The sequence below is a fragment of the Pseudomonas sp. SCPG-7 genome (genome assembly GCF_002156405.1).
Taxonomy (GTDB): Bacteria; Pseudomonadota; Gammaproteobacteria; order Pseudomonadales; family Pseudomonadaceae; genus Aquipseudomonas; species Aquipseudomonas parakoreensis.
Genome location: NZ_MVOO01000010.1, coordinates 216380 through 238579, shown reverse-complemented (window position 1 = coordinate 238579; position 22200 = coordinate 216380). Strand labels below are relative to the sequence as shown.

The 22200-nt window shown below is 60.5% G+C and carries 21 protein-coding genes; 14 read left to right on the top strand and 7 right to left on the bottom strand.

What is annotated here, in order from left to right:
• The first annotated feature begins 170 nt into the window (after positions 1–170).
• From B1722_RS19710 to B1722_RS19660, 11 genes are all read left to right on the top strand, one after another.
• Positions 171–497: a hypothetical protein gene (locus tag B1722_RS19710; protein ID WP_003220553.1), complete on the top strand. Its 327-nt coding sequence runs from the start codon at positions 171–173 to the stop codon at positions 495–497.
• Between the two features lie 377 nt (positions 498–874).
• Entirely contained in the window at positions 875–1690 is an 816-nt protein-coding gene (locus B1722_RS19705) for an energy transducer TonB (RefSeq protein WP_041071114.1), read from the top strand.
• A gap of 44 nt (positions 1691–1734) precedes the next feature.
• Positions 1735–2460, top strand: coding sequence for a MotA/TolQ/ExbB proton channel family protein (locus B1722_RS19700; RefSeq protein WP_041071117.1), 726 nt, complete (start codon positions 1735–1737; stop codon positions 2458–2460).
• 1 nt (position 2461) lies between these two features.
• On the top strand, positions 2462–2863 hold the full coding sequence (locus B1722_RS19695; protein WP_003220570.1) for a biopolymer transporter ExbD: 402 nt from the start codon (positions 2462–2464) through the stop codon (positions 2861–2863).
• Between the two features lie 271 nt (positions 2864–3134).
• A complete protein-coding gene (locus tag B1722_RS19690) occupies positions 3135–3716 on the top strand; it encodes an alpha/beta hydrolase (protein WP_041071127.1) in 582 nt (193 codons plus the stop codon).
• Between the two features lie 59 nt (positions 3717–3775).
• A complete protein-coding gene (locus B1722_RS19685) occupies positions 3776–4696 on the top strand; it encodes a sigma 54-interacting transcriptional regulator (RefSeq protein WP_086794023.1) in 921 nt (306 codons plus the stop codon).
• A gap of 260 nt (positions 4697–4956) precedes the next feature.
• Entirely contained in the window at positions 4957–5754 is a 798-nt protein-coding gene (locus tag B1722_RS19680) for a MetQ/NlpA family ABC transporter substrate-binding protein (protein WP_041071133.1), read from the top strand.
• Positions 5755–6338: 584 nt separating this feature from the next.
• Entirely contained in the window at positions 6339–7004 is a 666-nt protein-coding gene (locus tag B1722_RS19675) for an amino acid ABC transporter permease (RefSeq protein WP_041071136.1), read from the top strand.
• Positions 6985–7644: an amino acid ABC transporter permease gene (locus B1722_RS19670; RefSeq protein ID WP_024011159.1), complete on the top strand. Its 660-nt coding sequence runs from the start codon at positions 6985–6987 to the stop codon at positions 7642–7644. Before B1722_RS19675 ends, B1722_RS19670 begins: the two co-directional genes overlap by 20 nt.
• Positions 7641–8423 (top strand): amino acid ABC transporter ATP-binding protein, encoded by a 783-nt coding sequence (locus B1722_RS19665; RefSeq protein ID WP_086794022.1) that lies wholly within the window; start codon positions 7641–7643, stop codon positions 8421–8423. The genes B1722_RS19670 and B1722_RS19665 overlap by 4 nt, the downstream gene beginning before the upstream one ends.
• Positions 8420–9292, top strand: coding sequence for a transporter substrate-binding domain-containing protein (locus tag B1722_RS19660; RefSeq protein WP_086794021.1), 873 nt, complete (start codon positions 8420–8422; stop codon positions 9290–9292). The genes B1722_RS19665 and B1722_RS19660 overlap by 4 nt, the downstream gene beginning before the upstream one ends.
• Before the next feature lie 119 nt (positions 9293–9411).
• On the opposite strand, the gene B1722_RS19655 is transcribed toward B1722_RS19660, so the two are convergent.
• Complete coding sequence (locus tag B1722_RS19655) at positions 9412–10608, bottom strand: AAA family ATPase (RefSeq protein ID WP_086794019.1); 1197 nt, start codon at positions 10606–10608, stop codon at positions 9412–9414.
• 259 nt (positions 10609–10867) lie between these two features.
• Here B1722_RS19655 and B1722_RS19650 point away from each other — a divergent pair, with 259 nt between their 5' ends.
• Genes B1722_RS19650 through B1722_RS19640 form a run of 3 tightly spaced genes read left to right on the top strand, consistent with a single transcriptional unit; the run spans position 10868 to position 16082 of the window.
• A complete protein-coding gene (locus tag B1722_RS19650; RefSeq protein ID WP_086794017.1) occupies positions 10868–11971 on the top strand; it encodes an efflux RND transporter periplasmic adaptor subunit in 1104 nt (367 codons plus the stop codon).
• Positions 11968–13032 (top strand): efflux RND transporter periplasmic adaptor subunit, encoded by a 1065-nt coding sequence (locus B1722_RS19645; RefSeq protein WP_041071153.1) that lies wholly within the window; start codon positions 11968–11970, stop codon positions 13030–13032. Before B1722_RS19650 ends, B1722_RS19645 begins: the two co-directional genes overlap by 4 nt.
• Positions 13029–16082, top strand: coding sequence for an efflux RND transporter permease subunit (locus tag B1722_RS19640; RefSeq protein WP_041071156.1), 3054 nt, complete (start codon positions 13029–13031; stop codon positions 16080–16082). The genes B1722_RS19645 and B1722_RS19640 overlap by 4 nt, the downstream gene beginning before the upstream one ends.
• 84 nt (positions 16083–16166) lie before the next feature.
• On the opposite strand, the gene B1722_RS19635 is transcribed toward B1722_RS19640, so the two are convergent.
• The 6 genes from B1722_RS19635 to B1722_RS19610 form a co-directional block, all read right to left on the bottom strand.
• Positions 16167–16796 (bottom strand): bifunctional 2-polyprenyl-6-hydroxyphenol methylase/3-demethylubiquinol 3-O-methyltransferase UbiG, encoded by a 630-nt coding sequence (locus tag B1722_RS19635; RefSeq protein ID WP_086794015.1) that lies wholly within the window; start codon positions 16794–16796, stop codon positions 16167–16169.
• A 136-nt stretch (positions 16797–16932) separates the two neighbouring features.
• Entirely contained in the window at positions 16933–17577 is a 645-nt protein-coding gene (locus B1722_RS19630; RefSeq protein WP_027611182.1) for a methionine ABC transporter permease, read from the bottom strand.
• Entirely contained in the window at positions 17567–18688 is a 1122-nt protein-coding gene (locus B1722_RS19625) for a methionine ABC transporter ATP-binding protein (RefSeq protein ID WP_086794013.1), read from the bottom strand. The genes B1722_RS19630 and B1722_RS19625 overlap by 11 nt, the downstream gene beginning before the upstream one ends.
• A 2-nt stretch (positions 18689–18690) precedes the next feature.
• Positions 18691–19500 (bottom strand): MetQ/NlpA family ABC transporter substrate-binding protein, encoded by an 810-nt coding sequence (locus B1722_RS19620; RefSeq protein ID WP_041071164.1) that lies wholly within the window; start codon positions 19498–19500, stop codon positions 18691–18693.
• Between the two features lie 126 nt (positions 19501–19626).
• Positions 19627–20985 carry an LLM class flavin-dependent oxidoreductase gene (locus B1722_RS19615; RefSeq protein ID WP_041071167.1) on the bottom strand — a complete coding sequence of 453 codons (1359 nt, stop codon included), beginning with the start codon at positions 20983–20985 and terminating at the stop codon, positions 19627–19629.
• A complete protein-coding gene (locus B1722_RS19610) occupies positions 20985–22178 on the bottom strand; it encodes an SfnB family sulfur acquisition oxidoreductase (RefSeq protein WP_086794007.1) in 1194 nt (397 codons plus the stop codon). Before B1722_RS19610 ends, B1722_RS19615 begins: the two co-directional genes overlap by 1 nt.
• Between the last annotated feature and the right edge of the window lie 22 nt (positions 22179–22200).

Genomic DNA, 22200 nt, shown 5'->3' with positions numbered 1-22200 from the left:
CTTCCGATTCGAAATAAGTTATGAACGACATGAATAGTGCCTATAGCAATATCGTTGATAAGTGCCGTGGACAATAAGTCAATGGACAACCATCCTGTGTGTCGTGAGTTTCCAGGAGGAAACTTGCTCTCATCGGAAGACACTTATCCAACGATAAAGGAAATCACGTTATGTCGAGCATTAATGGCAATTATGTAAACGCTAACGCTGGCGCCAAACTGACGATCACCGATGGTAACGATTCCAACGGCACCTTCAGCGGCAAGTTCAGCCAGAACGGCGTGAACTACGACATCGCCTACGGGCATTACCATTTCCAGAACAGTACCGGGCAGCCGACGATCATCACGTTCGCGGCGCTGAATGATGGCACTGGCTATCAGTCCTGGACGCTGTTCTCGCCGGACCACAACTATTCGAAAGTTCGTGCGGTGGGTTCGCGTACTAACTTTGATGGTGATGTTGTGGGGCTGGCAGGAGAGTTCATCAAGCAATAATTGTTCGGTCAATTAAACAGGCCGGGGCACGAAAGTGCTCCGGCCTTTTTGTTGGCGGAGTTTTATTGGCAACTATCGATTTTGTATTAGTTGTCCCATGAAACCGGGTCAGGCGAATTTGATGCGTTGCATGAATACTTTCAATGCCTGAAAAGCATGCGTTTTGCAGCGTAACGCTGCAGCCCTTGTGGCGCGCGGCTTTGGCGGAATTGATCAACTCATTTATTCCAGAAAGGCCTATGCATAACATTAAAGATTACTTTCGGAGATAAGCGACAAACCCAATGATTCACACATCGACTCGCCGTGGGGGATTCAACAAACGGCGGATCGACTGTTGTGTAGAAAACGCAAAAAAGACCGCAGGGAGTGAATCAATGGGCAATGTCCAGACCGCCGCCAGTGCACAAGAGGTGCTGTGGCGCCAGGCACCGAGTGGCGAATTGGTCGATCTCGGCCGGCCCCATCGTGTGCCGTTGGGGCAGTTGCGTTTGCAGCGCGCGCCCAAGGGCATTCTGAGCCGTCGTGAAGCGATCCTGCTCGGCGTGCTGGCGCTGCTGGTGCATGGTGCGGTGATCTACTGGATCAATCAGCATCCGACACCGGCGTTGCCGATCGTGCCGCCGGAAATTCCGCCGATGACCATCGAGTTTTCGCGGCCGGCACCACCCGCGCCGCCCGTGGTTGAACCGCCGCCGCCCGCGCCGGTGGTCGAACCTCCGCCACCGGTTGAAGACGAGTTGGCGGTGAAGCCGCCACCGCCTAAACCGATCCCCAAACCCAAGCCGAAACCGGTGGTTAAACCGGTGCCGAAGCCAGCACCCAAAGCCGTGGAGCAACCACCGGCGCCGCCGCAACCGGCCGCCCCGGTCGCTGCGCCAGCGCCACCTGCACCCGCGGCTCCGGCTCCGGTAACGCCGGCCTCGGCCAACGCCGCGTATTTGAAGAACCCGGCGCCGGAATACCCGTCGCTGGCTCAGCGTCGCGGCTGGGAAGGCACGGTGATGTTAAGGGTGCATGTGTTGGCCAATGGCAAGCCGGGCGAGATCCAGATTCAGAAAAGCAGTGGCCGGCAGCAGCTCGACGACGCAGCGCTCAACGCCGTCAAACAGTGGAGCTTCGTGCCGGCCAAGCAGGGTGATGTCGCCCAGGACGGCTGGGTCAGCGTGCCCATCGATTTCAAGATTCATTAAACCGAAACCTATTCGCGCTAAATGTTTACACGAGGGAACACATCATGACGTTACTGGCCTCTCCACTGGAATCCATCGAAAGTGCGGTGATCTGGCTGCTAGTGGTTTTTTCCGTTGCCACCTGGGGACTGGCGCTGCTCAAGGCTGTGCAGTTCGGTCGTCTGAAGGCGCAGGATCGCAAGTTTCATAAACGCTTCTGGGCGGCGTCGAGTCTCGACTCCGCCGCTGAGTTGAGCGAAACCCAACCCGGCGCTGCGGCCCGGGTGGCACAAGCCGGTTACGCGGCGATTCAGGTGGGTGAGGCGCCGCAGGCCAATGATCTGAGCCAGGCGATCAACCATCAAGATCGCCTCGAACGTGCCTTGCGCCAGCAGATCGTGCGCGAACGGCGTTCGCTGGAAACCGGTCTGGCGGTGGTCGCGAGTATTGGCAGCACCTCGCCGTTTATTGGTCTGTTCGGCACGGTGTGGGGAATCATGGAAGCGCTCAAAGGCATCAGCGCGGCAGGCTCGGCGAGCCTGGAAACAGTCGCCGGTCCGATCGGTGCGGCACTGGTCGCCACCGGTGTGGGGATCGCCGTCGCGGTGCCGGCGGTGCTGGTTTACAACTACTTTTTGCGGCGTCTGAAACTGACGGCGGCGGATCTGGATGACTTCGCCCACGACTTCTACAGCCTGGCGCAGAAGAGTGCGTTCCGCGTGTTGATCCACCCGACTGCAAACAAGGTGTCGGCACCGGGCAACGCGACAAAAGTGAAGGAGGCGTCCTGATATGGCCTTTTCCACGCAAGACAGCGACGAGGTGCTGAGCGAGATCAACGTGACGCCGCTGGTGGATGTGATGCTGGTGCTGCTGGTGGTGTTTATCGTCACCGCACCGCTGCTGACCAATGCGATCCCGATCAATTTGCCGAAGACCGAAGCCGTGGCGCCGGTCGAGCAGAAAGACCCGCTGGTGGTGAGCATCGACGGTGCCGGCAAACTGTTTATCAACAAGGATGAAATCCAGCCGGACCTGTTGGAATTCAACCTCAAGTCGGCCAAGGCGAAAGACCCGGAAGTCCGCGTGCAACTGCAGGCCGACGACGGGGTGAACTACGGCGAAGTGGCGCGGGCCATGGCTTCGATCGAGCGGGCGGGGATTACCAAGTTGTCGGTGATCACCGCGCGGTAACAGGATTTACGTTTTTCCGGGGCCGTCTCCTTGGCAGGGTGCGGCCCTTTTTTTATCTCGCAAAAACTACCCCTGCAGGAGCTGCCGAAGGCTGCGATCTTTTGATTTTGATTTTAAGAACAAGAGCAAAAGATCGCAGCCTTAGGCAGCTCCTGCACAAAACAATTGATATTTCTTTTGAGTCTTAATAAATAGCTTCTTATTCCTTAACGAATATAAATCCCGTCCCTATACTCGATCAGGAACAGACACGACGCAGGAGAGCTCCCCCATGCGCAACGAATCAATCCGTTACCTGATTGTGCCGGGCTGGCAAGGATCGCCAGAAGATCATTGGCAAACCCACTGGCAGAACAGCCTGCCCAACAGCGCCCGGGTGGAGCAGGCCGACTGGCTGACGCCGCGCCGTGAAGACTGGGTCGCGGCGCTGGCCGAAGCGATTGCCGCCGACAGCACGCCAGTGATCCTGATTGCTCACAGCCTGGGTTGCGTCACCGTTGCGCATTGGGCGGCTACCGCGCCCGTGCAATACCTGCGGCAGGTGCGCGGGGCGTTGCTGGTCGCTCCGGCGGATGTCGAGCGCCCGACTTGCGCACCGGCGCTGCGTAACTTCGCACCGATCCCGACTGACCTGCTGCCTTTCCCCAGTCAGGTCGTCGCCTCCGACAACGACGCCGCGGTCAGCGCGCCACGTGCGCTGGAGCTGGCGCGCGATTGGGGCGCCGAGGCGGGGATTCTCGCCGGGGCCGGGCACATCAACGTCAAGTCCGGGCACCAGCGCTGGGAGCAAGGTTTCGCTTACCTCTATCGCCTGCAAAACCGCCTGGAACACCACGCGCGGCGTCGCGCTTGAGTGGTATTTTTTCTTTTTGATCGCCCCCGTCTCCCGGCGGTTGTGGGCGGGAGTCTGCCATGAGTTTTGAAGCGTTCGGTCAGCCGTTGCTGACCTTTCCCGATGCGGAAAAAAGCCCCCTGAGCATCCGCGCCAAGGCGCTGGTCTTCGTTGATCCACGTTCGCGGCAACTGCGTGAAGAGCTGGAGCACCTGGCACCACGGACAATCTCGGTATTGATCCGTGGCGAGACCGGCACCGGTAAAGAGTTGCTCGCGCGCCACATCCACCGCGCCAGTGATCGCAGCGGTCTGTTCGTCTCGGTCAACTGCGGCGCGATCAGCCCGACCTATGCCGATGCCGAACTGTTCGGCTATGCCGCCGGCAGTTACACCGGTTCGGCCAGCAGTCGTGCCGGCTGGTTCGGTTCGGCCAACGGCGGCACGTTGTATCTGGACGAGATTGGCGACTTGCCGCTGCCGATCCAGATCAAACTGCTCGCCGCCCTGGAAAATCATGAAGTCACCCGCGTCGGCGCGCATCAGCCGAGCCCGGTGGATGTGCGGTTGGTGGCGGCAACCAGCATCGATCTGGCGCAAGCGGTGGACGCCGGAAAATTCCACGAACGGCTCTATCACTACCTCAGCGAAGGTCAGCTGGAATTGCCGGCCCTGCGCGAGCGGATCGGCGACATCCTGTCGTTGGCCGAATACTTTCTCGGCATCTACAGCCAGCGCCTTGATCTGCCGGTGCCGTTGATCAGCGAAGCCGCGCAGCACCTGCTGGAACGCCACAGCTGGCCGGGCAACACCCGCGAGCTGGAAAATGTCATTCACTTCGCGCTGCTGGTCAGCACTGGCGAGGAAATCCTCCCGGAGCACCTGAACCTGCCACAGACGCTGGTGCAGATCGAAAGCCAGATCAAACAAATCCTGGAAAATGGCACCGCCGCCGATCAGCAGGCGCTAAAGCAGTTACTGAACAACGCAGGCCTCGTGTAGGAGCTGCCGCAGGCTGCGATCTTTTGATCTTGCTTTCAGCGCTTTTAAACCATTGAAAATCAAAAGATCGCAGCCTGCGGCAGCGCCTGCATGTCTATCTCGCGTGTATGAACAAAATGGAATATCAACGTGAATAAACGTTATTGTCCGGGAATAAAAAATCCCGGTATTGTCCGCTTCACGCCAGAGATAGCACTTCACTGGCACACGTATTAATAGCCGTCGCCATTCGCGACCGTGATTCTCGATAAGGACACTGCATGAAAAAGGTTCTGTTGTTTACCGCATTGGCGGCTGCTCTGACTGCTTCCCTGGCCCAGGCCGGCGAGAAACTGGTGGTGGCGGCGACTCCGGTGCCGCACGCGGAAATTCTCGAGCTGATCAAACCGACCCTGGCCAAAGAAGGCGTGGATCTGGAAATCAAGGTCTTCACCGACTACGTGCAGCCGAACGTGCAGGTGGGCGAGAAGCGTCTGGATGCCAACTACTTCCAGACCAAGCCCTACCTGGACAGCTTCAATGCCGGCAAATACAAGGACGACAAGGCCAAGTACCTGGTGACCGTTCAAGGCGTGCACGTTGAACCGTTCGGTGGCTACTCGAGCAAGTACAAGAAACTGGCTGATCTGCCTGACGGCGCGACCATCGCTATCCCGAACGAGGGCAGCAACAGCGGCCGTGCCCTGATCCTGCTGCAGAAGGCGGGCCTGATCGAACTGAAAGATCCGAAAAACGCCCTGGCGACCCCGAAAGACATCGCCAAGAACCCGCACAACTTCAAGTTCAAGGAACTGGAATCGGCCCTGCTGCCACGCGTGCTGAAGGAAGTTGATCTGGACATGATCAACACCAACTACGCGCTGGAAGCCAAGCTGAACCCGACCAAGGATGCATTGGTGATCGAAGGCGCTGATTCGCCTTACGTGAACTTTCTGGTCGCCCGTGAGGACAACAAGAACAGCGACGCCATCAAGAAACTGGCCGCTGCCCTGACCAGCCCCGAAGTCAAAGCGTTCATCGAGAAGAAGTACAACGGCGCGGTACTGCCGGCGTTCTGATCCGCCGCTTGAACCACCCCTTCAAGGTATGAAAACGCCGATGGCCAGTGAGGGTCATCGGCGTTTTTGTGTGTGCTCGATTTATGGGATCGCCACAGGATCTAAAGCCAGAATCAAAAGATCGCAGCCTGCGGCAGCTCCTACAGGGGAAAGCGATCTTTTGTAGGAGCTGCCGCAGGCTGCGATCTTTTGATCTTGATGTGTGGTAACTCAGGCCACCTGAGCCTTCAACGCCCGGCGCAACGCCACGAGCAATTTCACGATGTCCTGCGGGTCCAGTCGCTGCGGCACTTTTACGTCCATGTTGTCTTCCTTGTAATGGTTTGGCCGGGGGAGTCTGGCCAAAAGCTGTTCGTCCTTGGAGGGCTTTCACGCAAAAAAGATCCTTCCTACAGCGCAAGGGAAAATAGCCTTCTTATTCCTTCCCGGCAAACCCACAGGGTAGTTTTTTGAGTGATATCAATATGCTTTAACGGTATTTAAATTCTTGTTTTTATACCTATAAAGTCAGCACCTGCCGGACAGTTACCCGCTGTCCATGGACTGCATGACCGTCGCTTACCGAGCGACGTCCAGGATGCTTCATGACTTTCGACTACGCCTTTATCCTCAGTACCCTGCCGGCCTTTCTCAAGGCTGTGGGCGTGACGCTGCAAGTCGGGTTCATCGCCATCGGCACGTCGCTGCTGGTGGCCCTGCTCAACGCGACGATTCTGGTGTTCCGCACGCCTTACCTGCAACGCGCCGTCGGCCTGTATGTGGAGCTGGCGCGCAACACGCCGCTGCTGATTCAACTGTTCTTCGTCTACTTTGCCTTGCCGGCGCTGGGGATCAAGGTTTCCGGATTCACCGCGGCAATCATCACCATGACTTTCCTTGGCGGTGCCTACCTCACCGAGGTACTGCGCGCCGGCATCGATGCGGTGCCGCAGGCGCAACTGGAATCGGGGCGCTCCATCGGCCTGTCCCACGGCCAGTTGCTGCGCTACGTGATCCTGCCGCAGGCGGGGATTCTCAGCCTGCCGTCGCTGTTCGCCAATTTCATTTTCCTGCTCAAGGAAACCACCGTGGTCTCGGCGGTGGCGGTGCCGGAAATCCTCTACACCACTAAGAGCTACATCGCGCTCTATTACAAAACCTACGAAATGCTCGCCGTGCTGACGCTGATCTGCGTGCTGCTGTTCTTGCCGCTGTCGCTGCTGTTGAGCCGTCTGGAAAGGAGGCTCCAGCATGGCCAGTTCGGGTCTTGAACTGCTCTGGGTGTCGTTGCCGCAATTGGCAAAAGGCGCCGGGCAAACCTTGTCGATTTCGTTCCTGAGCATCGCCATCAGCACCATTGGCGGGGTGCTCTACGGCGTATTGCGCACGCTCAACGTGACGTGGCTGAACGCGATCCTGCGGATCTATCTGGAACTGTTCCGGGCGATTCCGGTGCTGGTCTGGCTGTACCTGCTGTTTTTCGGCTTGCCGATTTTCTTCGGACTGAGCCTGCCGAGCTTCTGGTGCGCGGTGCTGGTGCTATCGCTGTGGGGCGCCAGCGAGGTTGGCGAGGTGGCACGCGGTGCGCTGCATTCGTTGCCGCGCGGGCAGCGTGAGGCGGGGCTGTCGATCGGCCTGAATGCTGCGCAACTGTACGGCTACGTGTTGCTGCCGCAAGCGCTGAAGCGCATGACACCACCGACCATCAACGTCTACACGCGAATCATCAAGACCAGCTCGCTGGCGGTGCTGATTGGCGTGGTCGATGTGATCAAGGTCGGCCAGCAGATCATCGAGCGCACCTACGAATCGGTACTGATCTACGGCGCGCTGTTTCTGTTTTTCTTTTTCATCTGCTACCCGCTGTCGGCCGCCTCGCGCGTGCTGGAGCGGCGCTGGACGCAAGCATGAGCGCATTGATCGAGTTTCAGGGTTTCAACAAATTCTACGGCGAGCAGCAGGTGCTCAAGGGCATCGACCTGCAGGTGCGCAGCGGTGAAGTGATCGTCATTCTCGGCCCCAGCGGTTGTGGCAAAAGCACGTTGCTGCGTTGCCTCAACGGCCTGGAAGAAGCGCACAACGGCAGCCTGAAATTTGTCGGTCGTGAACTGTTGGACAAAGCCACCGACTGGCGCGAAGTGCGCCAACAAATCGGCATGGTGTTCCAGAGTTATCACCTGTTTCCGCACATGAGCGTGCTCGACAATTTATTGCTTGGCCCGCTCAAGGTGCAAAAGCGCCAGCGCCGTGAAGCGCAGCAGCAAGCCGAAGCGCTGCTCGAACGCGTGGGCCTGGCGGATAAACGCGATGCCTTCCCGCGCCAGCTCTCCGGTGGCCAGCAGCAACGCATCGCCATCGTCCGCTCGTTGTGCATGAACCCACGGGTCATGCTGTTCGATGAAGTCACCGCGGCCCTCGACCCGGAAATGGTCAAGGAAGTGCTGCAAGTGATTCAGGGCCTGGCCCGCGAGGGCATGACCCTGCTGATCGTCACCCACGAAATGGCCTTCGCCCGCGCAGTGGCCGACCGCATCGTGTTCATGGATGCCGGACGCATCCTTGAACAGAACCCGCCCGAGATTTTCTTTACGAACCCGCAAACCGCACGCGCGCAGCAGTTCCTGGAGAAGTTCTCCTTCGTTGCAACACTGCCAAAAACGAATCCGACAAAGGAACTGGAACCGCTATGAAAACTGCCGCTTTTTTACTGCCTCTGCTCAGCCTTGCCTTGCTTGCCGGTTGCAGCAAAACCGAAGAACCGGCCAAGCCGAAAGTCGCCAGCGAAAGCGCCGCGCCAGCCGGCTATCTGGACAAGATCAAGGCCCGCGACAAACTGATCGTCGGCGTGTTCACCGACAAGCCACCGTTCGGTTTCGTCGATGAGGCCGGGCGCTACGTCGGTTTCGACACCGACATCGGCCGGCGTTTCGCCAAGGATCTGCTCGGTGACGAGAACAAAGTCGAGTTTGTTGCCGTGGAGCCGGCGAGCCGCATTCCGTTCCTGCAGAGCGACAAGGTCGACCTGATCCTCGCCAACATGACCGTGACTCCGGAGCGCAAGGAAGCGGTGGAATTCACCAACCCGAACCTCAAGGTCGCGGTGCAGGCGCTGGTGCCGCAAACCAGCGCGGTAAAAAATCTGGATGACCTGGCCACCCGCACCACCATCGTGACCACCGGGACTACTGCCGATATCTGGCTGACCAAGAACCATCCGGACTGGAAACTGCTGAAGTTCGAGAAAAACTCCGAGTCGCTGCAAGCCCTGGCCAACGGTCGTGGTGATGCCTACGCGCAGGACAATCTGGTGCTGTTCAGCTGGGCCAAACAGAACCCGGGCTACCGTGTGCTGGAGGAAAAACTCGGCGCCGAAGCACCGATTGCCCCGGCGGTGAAGAAGGGCAATGTCGAGCTGCGTGACTGGGTGAACAGCGAACTGGCGAAGCTGGGTGAAGAGAAATACCTGCTCAAGCTGTACGACCAATACGTGCGCAAAGAGCTGAGCGATGACACCCGGCCTGAGAGTGTGATTGTCGAGGGTGGCAAGTGGCAGGGTTGATTAATTAAGGCGCAAAAGATCGCAGCCTGCGGCAGCTCCTACACGGACAGCGCCTGTCGCCCTATCACGGCGCGACGCGAAACCTGTAGGAGCTGCCGCAGGCTGCGATCTTTTCGCTTTCAATCCGGCCAGTTCCACGCCGGCTCATCCAGCACCCGCTGCCCGACAATTCCGGTCTGGCCGAAGGTTTTCTCCAGCACGATGCAGTTGCATTCCGGATCCTCCTGCAACGCTGAAATCAACCGCCGTGCATGCGACACCACCCACACCTGACACTGTTCCGATGCGCGAATGATCAAGCGCGCCAGCGCCGGCAAAAGATCCGGGTGCAGGCTGGTTTCCGGTTCGTTGAGCACCATCAATGACGGTGGTCTTGGCGTCAGCAATGCGGCAATCAGCAACAGATAACGCAACGTCCCGTCCGACAGCTCCGCCGCCGACAAGGGTCGCAGCAACCCCTCCTGGAAAAACTCGATGGCAAAGCGTCCACCGGCCAGCGGTGCGATGTTCAGCCGTGCGCCGGGAAACGCATCGCTGATCGCCGCCTGCAACGCCTCGGGGTCGCCGATTTCATTGATGGTCTGCAACGCGGCTGCCAGATCGCGACCGTCGTGGTGCAGCACCGGCGTGCGCGTACCCAGTTGCGGTTGGCGCACCGGGGCGTCGGCGTCGCTGCGAAAGTGGTCGTAGAAGCGCCAGCGGCGGATGAACTCGCGCATCTGGAACACCTCTGGCGAACTGCGCAGGCTGCCGATTTGATCGAACAGGCTGTCGAAATTCGGTGTGTGCTGCGCCAGCACGTCCCAGCTGCGGGCTTCGCGGGCGCGGATCATCGCACCGTTGCGATCCACCAGCAGGCTCGCCGGGCGATAGAGCGGGCCGGCCCAGATGCATTCGCGCTTGATCTGCGGATCGAGGCTGAAACGCGAGGGGCTGGGCTGAGTGTCTCCCGGCAACATGAAGTGGCCGTTGGAGTCGGGCAGGCCGAGGCTGATGGAGTAGCTGAAATCCTCCCCGGCAAACCCCAGGCGCAGCCGTTTGACGCCCTGACGCACGGTCGGCTCGACCGCCACTTCGCCTCTGCGCATGCGTCGGCTGATGGTTTCCGGCCCGGCCCAGAACGTCGAGTCCAGCCCGCCCTCGCGGGCCAGTGCATTGACCACGCCACCCTGAGCGGTCTCCGCCAGCAGGCGCAAGGCGCGGTAGAGATTGGACTTGCCGCTGCCGTTGGGGCCGGTGATCAGATTCAGCCGGCCCAGCGGAATCACCAGTTTGTTGATCGAGCGGTAATTGGCCACCGCGAGGGTCTTGAGCATGGGCGTTTCCTTTGCCGGAGCCGATAGTGTGTCGTGCCTGTACCCCTGTGGCGAGGGAGCTTGCTCCCGCTGGGCTGCGAAGCGGCCCCCACCCCCGATTCGAAAGGTTTGCGCCTGCTGCGCAGTCGAGCGGGAGCAAGCTCCCTCGCCACAGAAATCAATGTGGAAAATGCGTTATTCCCGTGAGCGAACGTTGAACCCTGTTCTAAGCTCACAGTCGTATCGTCACTTGCACGTTCGTACACAGGAAGGAGTCTGCATGGCGAGTCCCGGATTGAAAACAGTTGTCGTGCTGAGCCTGCTCACATTGTTGACCGCTTGCGGCAAGAAAGAAGCCCCGGCGGAGTACCTGCCACGGGTCTTTGTGCAAGAGGTCAAACCTGCCGATTACGCGGCTGCCGTGACCCTGACCGGCGATGTGCAGGCGCGGGTGCAGACCGAACTGTCGTTCCGGGTCGGTGGCAAGATCATCCAGCGCATGGTGGATGTCGGCGACCGGGTCAGCGCCAGGCAAGTGCTGGCCAAACTCGATCCCAAGGATTTGCAGACCAACGTCGATTCCGCTCAGGCCCAGGTCATCGCCGAGCAGGCACGGGTCAAACAGAGCGCCGCAGCGTTCGTGCGTCAGCAGAAACTGTTGCCCAAGGGTTACACCAGCCAGAGCGAATTCGACTCCGCCCAAGCCGCCTTGCGCAGCAGCCAGAGCGCCTTGAGCGCGGCGCAGGCGCAACTGGCCAATGCCAAGGATCAACTGAGCTACACCGCGCTGATCGCCGATGCCCCGGGGATTATCACTGAACGCCAGGCAGAGGTCGGCCAGGTGGTCCAGGCGACCGCGCCGATTTTCAAACTGGCCCGCGATGGCGATCGCGACGCGGTGTTCAACGTCTACGAATCGCTGCTGGCCGAACGTCCTGCCGATCGCTCGATTGTCGTCAGCCTGCTCGATAATCCCGCGATCAAGACCACCGGCACGGTGCGCGAAATCACTCCGGCAGTGTCGGCGCAGTCTGGCACGGTACAAGTCAAAGTCACCCTCGACAGCCTGCCGCAGGGCATGCAGCTCGGCTCGGTGGTCAGCGCCACGGCCAAGGGCAGCGGCAAGTCGGCGGTGGAATTGCCATGGTCGGCGCTGACCAAAAACATCAGCGATCCGGCCGTGTGGATGGTTGACGACAAGGGCGAGGCGCAGTTGCACAACATCACTGTCAGCCGCTACCTGATCGGCAAGGTGATCATCAGCGACGGTCTCAAAGGCGGGGAAAAAGTCATTGTCGCGGGTGGGCAGTTGTTGCATCCGGGCATGAAAGTCGAGATCGCCGAAAACACCTACAAGGATCTGCAACCGGGAGCACAGCCATGAAGCGTCTGGGGCTGTTATCCATCAGTGTGTTGCTGGCCGCCTGCTCGAAAAGCGAGCCACCTCCGGAGCCGGTACGACCCGTGCTGTCGATCAAGGTACAGGCGCTGAACGAGGAAACCCTCGGGCGTTTCGCCGGCAGCATTCAGGCGCGTTACGAGAGCAACACCGGTTTCCGCGTCGGTGGACGTATTGCCAGCCGTAACGTCGATGTCGGCACCGAGGTGCAAAAGGGTACGTTGCTCGCCACGCTCGACCCCTCCGATCAACAGAACCAGTTGCGTTCGGCCCAGGGCGATCTGGCCAAGGTGCAGGCGCAACTGATCAACGCCCAGGCCAACGCCCGGCGTCAGCAGGCGCTGTTTGATCGTGGGGTGGGCGCGCAGGCACAACTGGACATCGCCATCACCGATCTGAAAACCACCCAGGCCTCGCTCGATCAGGCACGGGCGGCGGTCGACCAGAGCAAGGATCAGCTCGGCTACACCGAACTGCGTGCCGACCACAAAGCCGTGGTCACCGCATGGAATGCCGAAGCCGGCCAAGTGGTGACCGCCGGCCAGCAAGTGGTGACTCTGGCGCAACCGGACATCAAGGAAGCGGTGATCGACCTGCCGGACACACTGGTTGATCAGATCCCCGCCGACGTGGTGTTTCTGGTGGCCGGGCAACTCGACCCGAGCATCAATACCACCGCGACCATTCGCGAGATCGAACCGCAGGCTCAAAGCGCCACGCGCACCCGCCGCGCGCGGCTGACCCTGGCCAGCACCCCGGAGGGGTTTCGCCTCGGTACGGCGATCAGCGTGACCCTCAGTTCGGCGATCAAGCCGCGTATCGAGTTGCCTGCCACTGCCCTGCAGGAAGCCGATGGCAAGACCCGCATCTGGGTGGTCGACACCTCCAGCAAAACCGTCGCGCCCCGTGACGTCAGCGTGATCAGCCGTACCGACGGCACCGTGGTGCTGGCCGACGGCGTCAAATCTGGCGAGCGCGTGGTCAGCGCAGGCGTCAACAGTCTTAAACCCGGACAAGCCGTGAAACTCGACGAGGACAGTCAATGAAAGGCTCTTTCAATCTCTCCGAATGGGCCCTCAAGCATCAGTCGTTCGTCTGGTACCTGATGTTCGTCGCGTTGCTGATGGGGGTGTTCTCTTACTTCAATCTGGGGCGTGAAGAAGACCCTTCGTTCACCATCAAGACCATGGTCATCCAGACCAAATGGCCGGGCGCGACCCAGGAGGAAACCCTCAAGCAGGTCACCGACCGCATCGAGAAAAAACTCGAGGAGCTCGATTCTCTCGACTACGTGAAAAGTTACACGCGCCCCGGTGAATCGACGGTCTACGTGTACCTGCGCGACACCACCAGCGCCAAGGACATTCCGGAAATCTGGTACCAGGTGCGCAAGAAGATCGATGACATTCGCGGACAGTTTCCCCAAGGGATTCAGGGGCCCGGATTCAACGATGAGTTCGGTGACGTCTACGGCTCGGTCTACGCGTTTACCGCCGACGGCCTGACCATGCGCCAGTTGCGCGACTACGTGGAACAGGCCCGCGCCGAGATCCGCAACGTGCCGGGTCTGGGCAAGATCGAGATGATCGGCCAGCAGGACGAAGTGATTTACCTGAACTTCTCCACCCGCAAGCTCGCGGCACTGGGCATCGATCAGCGTCAGGTGGTGCAGAGCCTGCAATCGCAGAACGCCGTGACTCCGGCGGGTGTGATCGAGGCCGGGCCTGAGCGTATTTCGGTGCGTACTTCAGGGCAGTTCGCGTCGGAGAAGGATCTGGCCGAGGTCAATCTCAAACTCAATGAGCGCTTCTATCGTCTGGCCGATATCGCCGACATCAGTCGCGGTTATGTTGACCCGGCCACGCCGGAATTCCGTTTCGACGGCAAGCCGGCAATCGGTCTGGCGATTGCCATGCAGAAGGGCGGCAACGTTCAGGAATTCGGCAAGGCGTTGCACCAGCGGATCGACCAGATCACCGCTGATCTGCCGGTTGGCGTCGGCGTCCATACGGTGTCCGATCAGGCAGTGGTGGTGGAAGAGGCGGTTGGTGGCTTCACCAGCGCGCTGTTCGAAGCGGTGATCATCGTGCTGGTGGTCAGCTTCATCAGTCTTGGCGTGCGCGCCGGGCTGGTGGTGGCGTGCTCGATTCCGCTGGTGCTGGCGATGGTGTTTGTGTTCATGGAATACAGCGGCATCACTATGCAGCGGATTTCCCTCGGTGCACTGATCATCGCCCTCGGTCTGCTGGTGGACGACGCGATGATCACCGTGGAGATGATGGTCACGCGTCTGGAAATGGGCGAGACCAAAGAGCAGGCGGCTACGTTTGCCTACACCTCGACGGCGTTCCCGATGCTCACCGGTACGCTGGTGACCGTTGCCGGCTTCGTGCCGATCGGCCTCAACGCCAGCTCCGCTGGTGAGTACACCTTCACCCTGTTTGCGGTGATCGCGGTGGCAATGCTGGTGTCGTGGATCGTCGCGGTGCTGTTCGCACCGGTAATCGGCGTGCACATCCTCAGCACCAATGTGAAACCTCACGAGGGCGAGCCGGGACGCATTGGTCGGGCATTCAACCACGGTTTGCTGTGGTCGATGCGCAACCGCTGGTGGGCGATCGGCATCACCGTGTTGTGCTTCGTGCTGGCGGTGTTCTGCATGCGCTTTGTGCAAAATCAGTTCTTCCCGTCCTCCGATCGCCCGGAAATCCTCGTCGATCTGAACCTGCCGCAAAACGCCTCGATCGACGAAACCCGCAAGGCCGTGGACAAGCTCGAAGCCACGCTCAAGGGCGACCCGGACATCGTGCGCTGGAGCACTTACATCGGTCAGGGCGCGATCCGTTTCTACTTGCCGCTCGACCAGCAATTGCAGAACCCGTACTACGCGCAACTGGTGATCGTCAGCAAAGACTTCGAGGCCCGCGAAGCCCTCAGCCAACGCTTGCGTGAACGCTTGCACAAGGATTTCGTCGGCATCGGCAGTTACGTGCAGGCGCTGGAAATGGGCCCGCCGGTGGGGCGCCCGATCCAGTATCGGGTCAGCGGCAAGGACATCGATCAGGTGCGCAAGCACGCCATTGATCTGGCGACCGAGCTGGACAAGAACGAACACATCGGCGAGATCATTTACGACTGGAACGAGCCGGGCAAAGTGCTGCGCATCGACATTGCCCAGGACAAGGCGCGTCAGCTCGGGCTGTCCTCGGAAGACGTGGCGAAGCTGATGAATAGCATCGTCAGCGGCTCGCCACTGACCCAGGTCGATGACGATATCTACCTGATCAATGTCGTCGGCCGCGCGGTGGATTCCGAACGCGGCACCCCGGAAACCCTGCAGAACCTGCAGATCGTCACACCCAACGGCACGTCGATTCCGCTATTGGCCTTCGCCACCGTGCGGTATGAGCTGGAGCAACCGCTGGTGTGGCGTCGTGATCGTCTGCCGACCATCACCATCAAGGCCTCGGTGCGCGACGAGATCCAGCCGACCGACCTGGTGAAACTGCTCAAGCCGTCGATTGATGCGTTCGCTGAAAAACTCCCGGTCGGCTACAAAGTCGCCACGGGCGGTACGGTCGAGGAAAGCGGCAAGGCCCAGGGACCGATCGCCAAGGTCCTGCCGTTGATGCTGTTTTTGATGGCGACCTTCCTGATGATCCAGTTGCACAGCGTGCAGAAGATGTTCCTGGTGGCAAGTGTCGCGCCGCTGGGTCTGATCGGCGTGGTGCTGGCGCTGGTGCCGACCGGTACGCCGATGGGCTTCGTGGCGATCCTGGGGATCCTTGCACTGATCGGTATCATCATCCGCAACTCGGTGATTCTGGTGACGCAGATCGATGAGTTCGAGCAGAAGGGCTATACGCCGTGGGATGCGGTGGTGGAAGCGACCGAGCACCGGCGTCGGCCGATCCTGCTGACGGCTGCGGCGGCGAGCATGGGCATGATTCCGATTGCCCGGGAAGTGTTCTGGGGGCCGATGGCCTACGCGATGATTGGCGGGATCGTGGTTGCGACGTTGCTGACCCTGCTGTTCCTGCCAGCGCTGTATGTGGCCTGGTACAAGATTCGCGAGCCGAAGAAAGAGACAGCATAAGGCAAAAGCAAAAGATCGCAGCCTGCGGCAGCGCCTACAGGAAATCCCATGTCGGCGCTGCTGCAGACTGCGATCTTTTGATCTTCAGCCAACCCGCCGCCAGACACTCGCCAGCCAAGGCTGCTGCTCGCGCGGCAATCCCGCCGGCCGGTAGTAATGTTCAAGCTCGACAAACCCCGCCGCCGTCAACAACCCGCGCCACGCGTCCAGGTCGTGATATGAGCCGTAGCGTGGCCCATTCCAGCCCTCACGGTTATCCCCGCGCGGATTGGAACTGAACAACACCCCGCCCGGTTTCAGTGTGCCATGCAGCTGCTTGAGCACCCGCGGCAACTCCTGCAACGGCACATGAAACAGCACCGCATTGGCGAAGATGCCGTCGAAGCGCTCGGCCGGCAGATCGAGTTTCAGAAAGTCCTGCTGCCAGACCTCGCAACCGCTGTCTTCGCGGGCCATGCGCGCAAATTCCTCTGAGCCATCGAGACCGACCGCGACATGGCCCATGCGGGTGAACGTCTGCAAATCACGGCCGGGGCCGCAGCCGAAATCGAGCAGGGTGAAGGGCGCCGGCCCCTGGATGTGGCGAAGCAAGGCGTCGATGTTCTGGCTGACATCGTGATCGCGGGTGCCTTCGCGGAAGTCTTCGGCCACCGAGTTGTAGTGGCCGAGGGTGGTGGCGGTGATCTGTTCCAGATCGGTGGGAGTCTGTTTCATGGGGCGGACTGTTTGGGGGAGTTGAGCAGACTATAAGCGCTTTCGCGCTTTAAAAGATCGCAGCCTTCGGCAGCTCCTACAGAAGATCGCATTCCCCTGTAGGAGCTGCCGAAGGCTGCGATCTTTTGATCTTGCTTCAGCGCTTGTTCAGACCTCTGGCGAGGCGATCGCCGCCCAACTGAATCACCGCCACCAACGCCACCAGCAACACAATCACCGTCAGCATGATCTGGCTGTCGAAACGTTGATAACCGTAGCGGTAAGCGATATCGCCGAGGCCGCCGGCGCCAATCGCTCCGGCCATGGCTGACGAGTTGATCATCGTCACCAGCGTAATCGTGAACCCGCCGACGATCCCCGGCAGCGCTTCCGGCAACAGTACATGCCAGACGATGTGCCAGCGCCGGCAGCCCATGGCTTGCGCCGCCTCGATCAAGCCGTGATCGACCTCACGCAGACTCACTTCGGCAATCCGCGCAAAGAACGGTGTCGCGGCGATGGTCAGCGGCACCACCGCCGCCCACACACCGTACGTAGTGCCGACAATCAGCCGGGTGAACGGAATCAGCGCGACCATCAGAATCAGAAACGGGATCGAGCGGAACAGATTCACGAACGCGCCCAGCGCCCGGTTGAGCAGCGGCGCCTGATAGATCCCGCCCTTGTCGCTGGTGACCAGAATCACCGCCATCGGGATTCCCACCAGCAACGCGATCAGCGACGACACGCCGACCATCAGGAAGGTGTCGATGAAACCCTGGAGCAAGCGATCAAACCACATAACCCGATACCTCCACCCGTTGCGCCCACTGCCCGGCGCGCTCGCGCAATTGTTCGGCACTCAAGGATGAGCCGCTGACCGCCAGCAACAGGTGTCCCAGCGCGTGGCCCTGAATCCGCTCGACGCCGCCCTGCAGCAACTTCACGCGTCCGCCGAGGGCGGCGAACAGCGCTGCCAGATCCGGCTCGTCGCTGGCACTGCCGGTGAACTGCAAACGCAGCACCACCGCCGCCTCGGAGGAGGGCGGCTGGGCATGCAGACGGCTTTGCAGTTCTGCCGGCAAGGCGTGTTGCAGCGGCGCGAGCAAGGTCTGGCTGACCTCGTGCTGCGGATTGCCGAACACTTCCCAGACCGGGCCCTGCTCGACGATCCGCCCGTGTTCCAGCACTACCACGCGGTCGCAGATTTCGCGGATCACCGCCATTTCGTGAGTGATCAGCACAATGGTCAGGCCCAGGCGCTGATTGATCTCGCGCAGCAGGCCGAGGATCGACTGAGTGGTCTCGGGATCGAGCGCCGAAGTGGCTTCGTCGCACAGCAGAATGTCCGGGTCATGCACCAATGCGCGGGCGATGCCGACGCGCTGTTTCTGCCCGCCGGAAAGCTGCGCCGGGTAAGCCTTGTGCTTGTCTTGCAGGCCGACCAGTTCGAGCAGTTCACGCACCTTCTGCTCGCGTTGCGCCTTCGGCACGCCCGCGACTTTCAGCGGCAGTTCGACGTTCTGCCACACGGTCTTGGCCGACATCAGGTTGAAGTGCTGGAAGATCATGCCGATCCTTCGGCGCAGCGCGACCAGGCGATCCTCATCGAACTCGCCGATGTCGACCTGATCGATCAGCACGCGTCCCGCAGTCGGTTGTTCCAGACGATTGATCGTGCGGATCAGTGACGACTTGCCGGCGCCGCTGCGGCCGATGATGCCGAACACCTCGCCGCGCTGAATCGCCAGGTCGATGCCTTGCAGGGCCGCCACCGGGCCTTGCCGACCCGCGTAGGTTTTACCCAGGCCGATGAAGCGCACGTGGGCACGATTCAGCTCGGGATGCAGTTCGGTTTTTTCAGCATGTTTTGGCTCTGGAATCTCCAGTCGCCGTTGGATCGCGGCGGTCATGTTCAGCTTTCCCAACCGGCCTGATACAGCTTGCCGTGAGCCTTATCCAGTGCGGCGCGAACGGCCGGCGAGTGCTGGTAGATGTCGACGAATTTGATCAGGCGCGGGTCGTCCTTGCTCTTCGGCTGGATGACGAACTGGATCACGTATTCCTTGTGGTCGAGACCGTCGAACAGCAGCGCTGAGCCTGCGTCAAAAGTCTTCGCCAGACGAATATAGGCCGGGTAGCCCTGAACCAGATCGGCGTCATCGTAGGCGCGCACCAGTTGCACGGCTTCGACTTGGAGGATCTTGATCTTCTTCGGGTTGGCGACGATATCGTCTTCGGTGGCCTTGTAGCCGACTCCAGGTTTGAGGGTGATCAGACCGGCCTTGGCCAGCAGTTGCAGGCCGCGACCGCTGTTGATCGGGTCGTTGGCGATGGCGACGCTGGCGCCTTCGGGCAACTCGTCGAAGCTTTTGTATTTTTTCGAGTAGAGGCCGACGTTGTTGATGATCCCCGGGGCGAACGGCACCAGGTCAAAACCGGAAGCGGCCTTGGCGTTTTCGAGGAATGGGATGTGCTGGAAGTAGTTCACGTCGATGTCGCCGGCGGCGAGGCTGACGTTCGGTGCGATCCAGTCGGTGAACTCCACCAGCTCGACTTTCAGGCCTTGTCTGGAGGCCTCTTCGACGGCGGCTTCCAGTGGAATCGCGAAGGCGGCGGTGGTGCCGATTTTAAGGGGTGCATCGGCGGCGAACACCGCTGAGCTGAACAGGCCGAATGCCAGGGCCAGTGCTTTGACTGGGTGGGACAGGAATTTCTGGGTCATGGTGTGGTTTCCAGTCAGTGCATGAATTTTGTGGTGTCTGGTCGGGCCTCATCGCTGGCAAGCCAGCTCCCACAGGTTTTGTGAACGCCACAGACCCTTGTGGGAGCTGGCTTGCCAGCGATGCTTTTAGCGGCGGTACGAAGATCCGGTATGTTGCTCAGGTAACTGCGCCCCTGCGTGAAACAGCTTTTCGCGCAAACTGCCGCTGTCATACGCGGTCTTGTACGATCCGCGCCGCTGCAACTCCGGAATCACCAGTTCGATGAAATCGACATAGCTTTCCGGGGTCACGATGCGCGTAAGGTTGAAGCCGTCCAGCCCGGTTTCAGCGATCCACGCTTCCAGTTCATCCGCCACTTGCTCAGGCGAGCCGACCACGGTGATGTAGCGGCCACCGAGGGCGTGCTGGTCGAGCAATTTGCGGCGGGTCCAGTCGTTGTTCTGCAGGTTCTTGGTTGCGGACTGGATGGCGTTGCTCTTGACGTACTGGATCGGCTCGTCGATTTCGTATTGGGAAAAATCGATGCCGGTGGACGCCGAGAAGTGCGCCACACCGGCCTCGGCACTGGCATGACTCAAGTACTCTGCGTGCTTGGCCCACGCGGCCTCTTCGGTCGCGCCGACGATCACGTTGAGGCCCATGAACACCTTGATGTCCTCGGGATTGCGCCCGGCCTCGACGGCGCTGGCGCGGACCTTGTCCACCTGCACCTTGGTCGATGGCTTGTTCTGGCCGCTGATGAACACGCACTCGGCGTGACGCCCGGCGAACAGCAATCCACGATCGGAACTGCCAGCCTGGAACAGCACAGGCGTGCGCTGCGGCGACGGCTCGCAGAGGTGATAACCCTCGACTTGATAGAATTCGCCGTGGTGCTCGACCTTGTGCACCTTCTCCGGCTGGGCGTAGATGCGCTGCACGCGGTCATTGAGCACCGCGCCGTTTTCCCAACTGCCCTCCCAGAGTTTGTAGAGCACTTCGAGGTACTCGTCGGCCTGATCGTAGCGACGGTCATGCTCGACCTGTTCGCGCAGGCCCATGGCCTTGGCGGCGCTGTCGAGGTAACCGGTGACGATGTTCCAGCCGACCCGACCACGGCTCAGATGATCGAGCGTGGACATGCGGCGGGCGAACAGATAGGGCGGTTCATAGGTGAGGTTGGCGGTGAGGCCGAAGCCGAGATTTTTCGTCACGGCGGCCATCGCTGACACCAGCAGCAGCGGGTCGTTGACCGGCAACTGGATCGACTCTTTGAGCGTGACGTCCACCGAGTTCTGGTAGACGTCGTACACGCCGACGATGTCGGCGATGAACAGTCCGTCGAACAAACCGCGCTCCAGCAACTGCGCCAGTTCGGTCCAGTATTCGATGGTGTTGTAGCGCGTCGAGGTGTCGCGCGGGTGTGTCCACAAACCGTGGTTGATGTGGCCAATGCAGTTCATGTTGAACGCATTGAGCAGGATCTTCTTTTTCGCGGCGCTCATCAGATCGTTCCTCGCAGCGGAGGCTTTTCGTCGTTGAGGTAGTAATTGCCCACCGCGTGATACTTCCAGCGCACTGGGTCGTGCAGGGTGTGCACCCGGGCATTGCGCCAGTGACGGTCGAGGCCGTGCTCGATCAGGGTCGCCTGGCTACCGGCCAGTTCGAACAGGGTGCTGCCGGCAGCCAGGGAAATTTCGGTGCTGATCGCCCGCGCTTCGGCGACGGCAATCGAGGCAGCAGCGACGGTCTCGGCGTTGGTCTCGGCCTGGGCTTTGTCGAGGGATTCGCCGGCGCGTTCCAGCAGTGCTTCAGTGGCGTGCAGACGAATGCTCAAGTGGCCGAAGCTCTTCAGGGTCAGCGGGTCTTCGGTGGCCTTGTCATTACCGGAGTCGATCCACGGCCGGGTTTTGCTGCGCACGAAGTGCAGGGCATCTTCGTAAGCGGCGCGAGCGATGCCGGTGTCGATGGCGGCATGAAGAATCTGCGCCAGCGGGCCGACCGTGGTCGGACGCTCGAAGGCGCTCTGGAACGGGATCACGTCGTCGGCGGCAACGTAGACGTCTTCGAACACCACCGAACCGCTGCCGGTGGTGCGCTGGCCGAAACCGCTCCAGTCGTCGATGACCGTCAGGCCCTTGCTGTCACGCGGGACGAAGGCCAGTTGCTGCACGCCATTTTCATCAACCACCGACGTCGGGATGCGCTGCGCGTAGATCGCGCCGGTCGCATAAAACTTGCGCCCGTTGATGCGATAGCCGTCGCCGTCACGCTCGAGGCGGGTGACGCGGTCGTGGGCGGTTTTGGTACCGAGTTCCGCCAAGGCATTGCCGAAGCGCTGGCCGGCCAGCACCTCGGCGTACAGCCGTTGTTTCTGCTCGTGGCTGCCGTTAACGCGCAGCACTTCGAGGGCGTAGAAATGGTTCTGCGGAATCTGCCCGAGCGAGCCGTCAGCCTGAGCGATCAGGGCGATGACTTTGGCCAGGGTCACGTTGGACACGCCGGCGCCGCCGTATTCCTTGGGCACGCTGATGCCCCACAGGCCAGAGCGGGAAAATACGTCGAGTTCCGGCAGTGGCAGGCGGCGTTCACGGTCGCGCACGGCACTGTCGCGTTTGAAATCTTCGGCCAGGTCGCTGGCGACGATCAGGGCTTGCTCATCGCTGGTGATGACCGCGACGGGATGGGAAAAAGTCATGGTTCTCTCCAATGCCTTTGAG

What these genes read in the sequence shown, in the direction of transcription:
- B1722_RS19710 (WP_003220553.1), top strand. Translation starts at nt 171, where the DNA reads ATGTCGAGCATTAATGGCAATTATGTAAACGCTAACGCTGGCGCCAAA.
- B1722_RS19705 (WP_041071114.1), top strand. Translation starts at nt 875, where the DNA reads ATGGGCAATGTCCAGACCGCCGCCAGTGCACAAGAGGTGCTGTGGCGC.
- B1722_RS19700 (WP_041071117.1), top strand. Translation starts at nt 1,735, where the DNA reads ATGACGTTACTGGCCTCTCCACTGGAATCCATCGAAAGTGCGGTGATC.
- B1722_RS19695 (WP_003220570.1), top strand. Translation starts at nt 2,462, where the DNA reads ATGGCCTTTTCCACGCAAGACAGCGACGAGGTGCTGAGCGAGATCAAC.
- B1722_RS19690 (WP_041071127.1), top strand. Translation starts at nt 3,135, where the DNA reads ATGCGCAACGAATCAATCCGTTACCTGATTGTGCCGGGCTGGCAAGGA.
- B1722_RS19685 (WP_086794023.1), top strand. Translation starts at nt 3,776, where the DNA reads ATGAGTTTTGAAGCGTTCGGTCAGCCGTTGCTGACCTTTCCCGATGCG.
- B1722_RS19680 (WP_041071133.1), top strand. Translation starts at nt 4,957, where the DNA reads ATGAAAAAGGTTCTGTTGTTTACCGCATTGGCGGCTGCTCTGACTGCT.
- B1722_RS19675 (WP_041071136.1), top strand. Translation starts at nt 6,339, where the DNA reads ATGACTTTCGACTACGCCTTTATCCTCAGTACCCTGCCGGCCTTTCTC.
- B1722_RS19670 (WP_024011159.1), top strand. Translation starts at nt 6,985, where the DNA reads ATGGCCAGTTCGGGTCTTGAACTGCTCTGGGTGTCGTTGCCGCAATTG.
- B1722_RS19665 (WP_086794022.1), top strand. Translation starts at nt 7,641, where the DNA reads ATGAGCGCATTGATCGAGTTTCAGGGTTTCAACAAATTCTACGGCGAG.
- B1722_RS19660 (WP_086794021.1), top strand. Translation starts at nt 8,420, where the DNA reads ATGAAAACTGCCGCTTTTTTACTGCCTCTGCTCAGCCTTGCCTTGCTT.
- B1722_RS19655 (WP_086794019.1), bottom strand. Translation starts at nt 10,608, where the DNA reads ATGCTCAAGACCCTCGCGGTGGCCAATTACCGCTCGATCAACAAACTG.
- B1722_RS19650 (WP_086794017.1), top strand. Translation starts at nt 10,868, where the DNA reads ATGGCGAGTCCCGGATTGAAAACAGTTGTCGTGCTGAGCCTGCTCACA.
- B1722_RS19645 (WP_041071153.1), top strand. Translation starts at nt 11,968, where the DNA reads ATGAAGCGTCTGGGGCTGTTATCCATCAGTGTGTTGCTGGCCGCCTGC.
- B1722_RS19640 (WP_041071156.1), top strand. Translation starts at nt 13,029, where the DNA reads ATGAAAGGCTCTTTCAATCTCTCCGAATGGGCCCTCAAGCATCAGTCG.
- B1722_RS19635 (WP_086794015.1), bottom strand. Translation starts at nt 16,796, where the DNA reads ATGAAACAGACTCCCACCGATCTGGAACAGATCACCGCCACCACCCTC.
- B1722_RS19630 (WP_027611182.1), bottom strand. Translation starts at nt 17,577, where the DNA reads ATGTGGTTTGATCGCTTGCTCCAGGGTTTCATCGACACCTTCCTGATG.
- B1722_RS19625 (WP_086794013.1), bottom strand. Translation starts at nt 18,688, where the DNA reads ATGACCGCCGCGATCCAACGGCGACTGGAGATTCCAGAGCCAAAACAT.
- B1722_RS19620 (WP_041071164.1), bottom strand. Translation starts at nt 19,500, where the DNA reads ATGACCCAGAAATTCCTGTCCCACCCAGTCAAAGCACTGGCCCTGGCA.
- B1722_RS19615 (WP_041071167.1), bottom strand. Translation starts at nt 20,985, where the DNA reads ATGAGCGCCGCGAAAAAGAAGATCCTGCTCAATGCGTTCAACATGAAC.
- B1722_RS19610 (WP_086794007.1), bottom strand. Translation starts at nt 22,178, where the DNA reads ATGACTTTTTCCCATCCCGTCGCGGTCATCACCAGCGATGAGCAAGCC.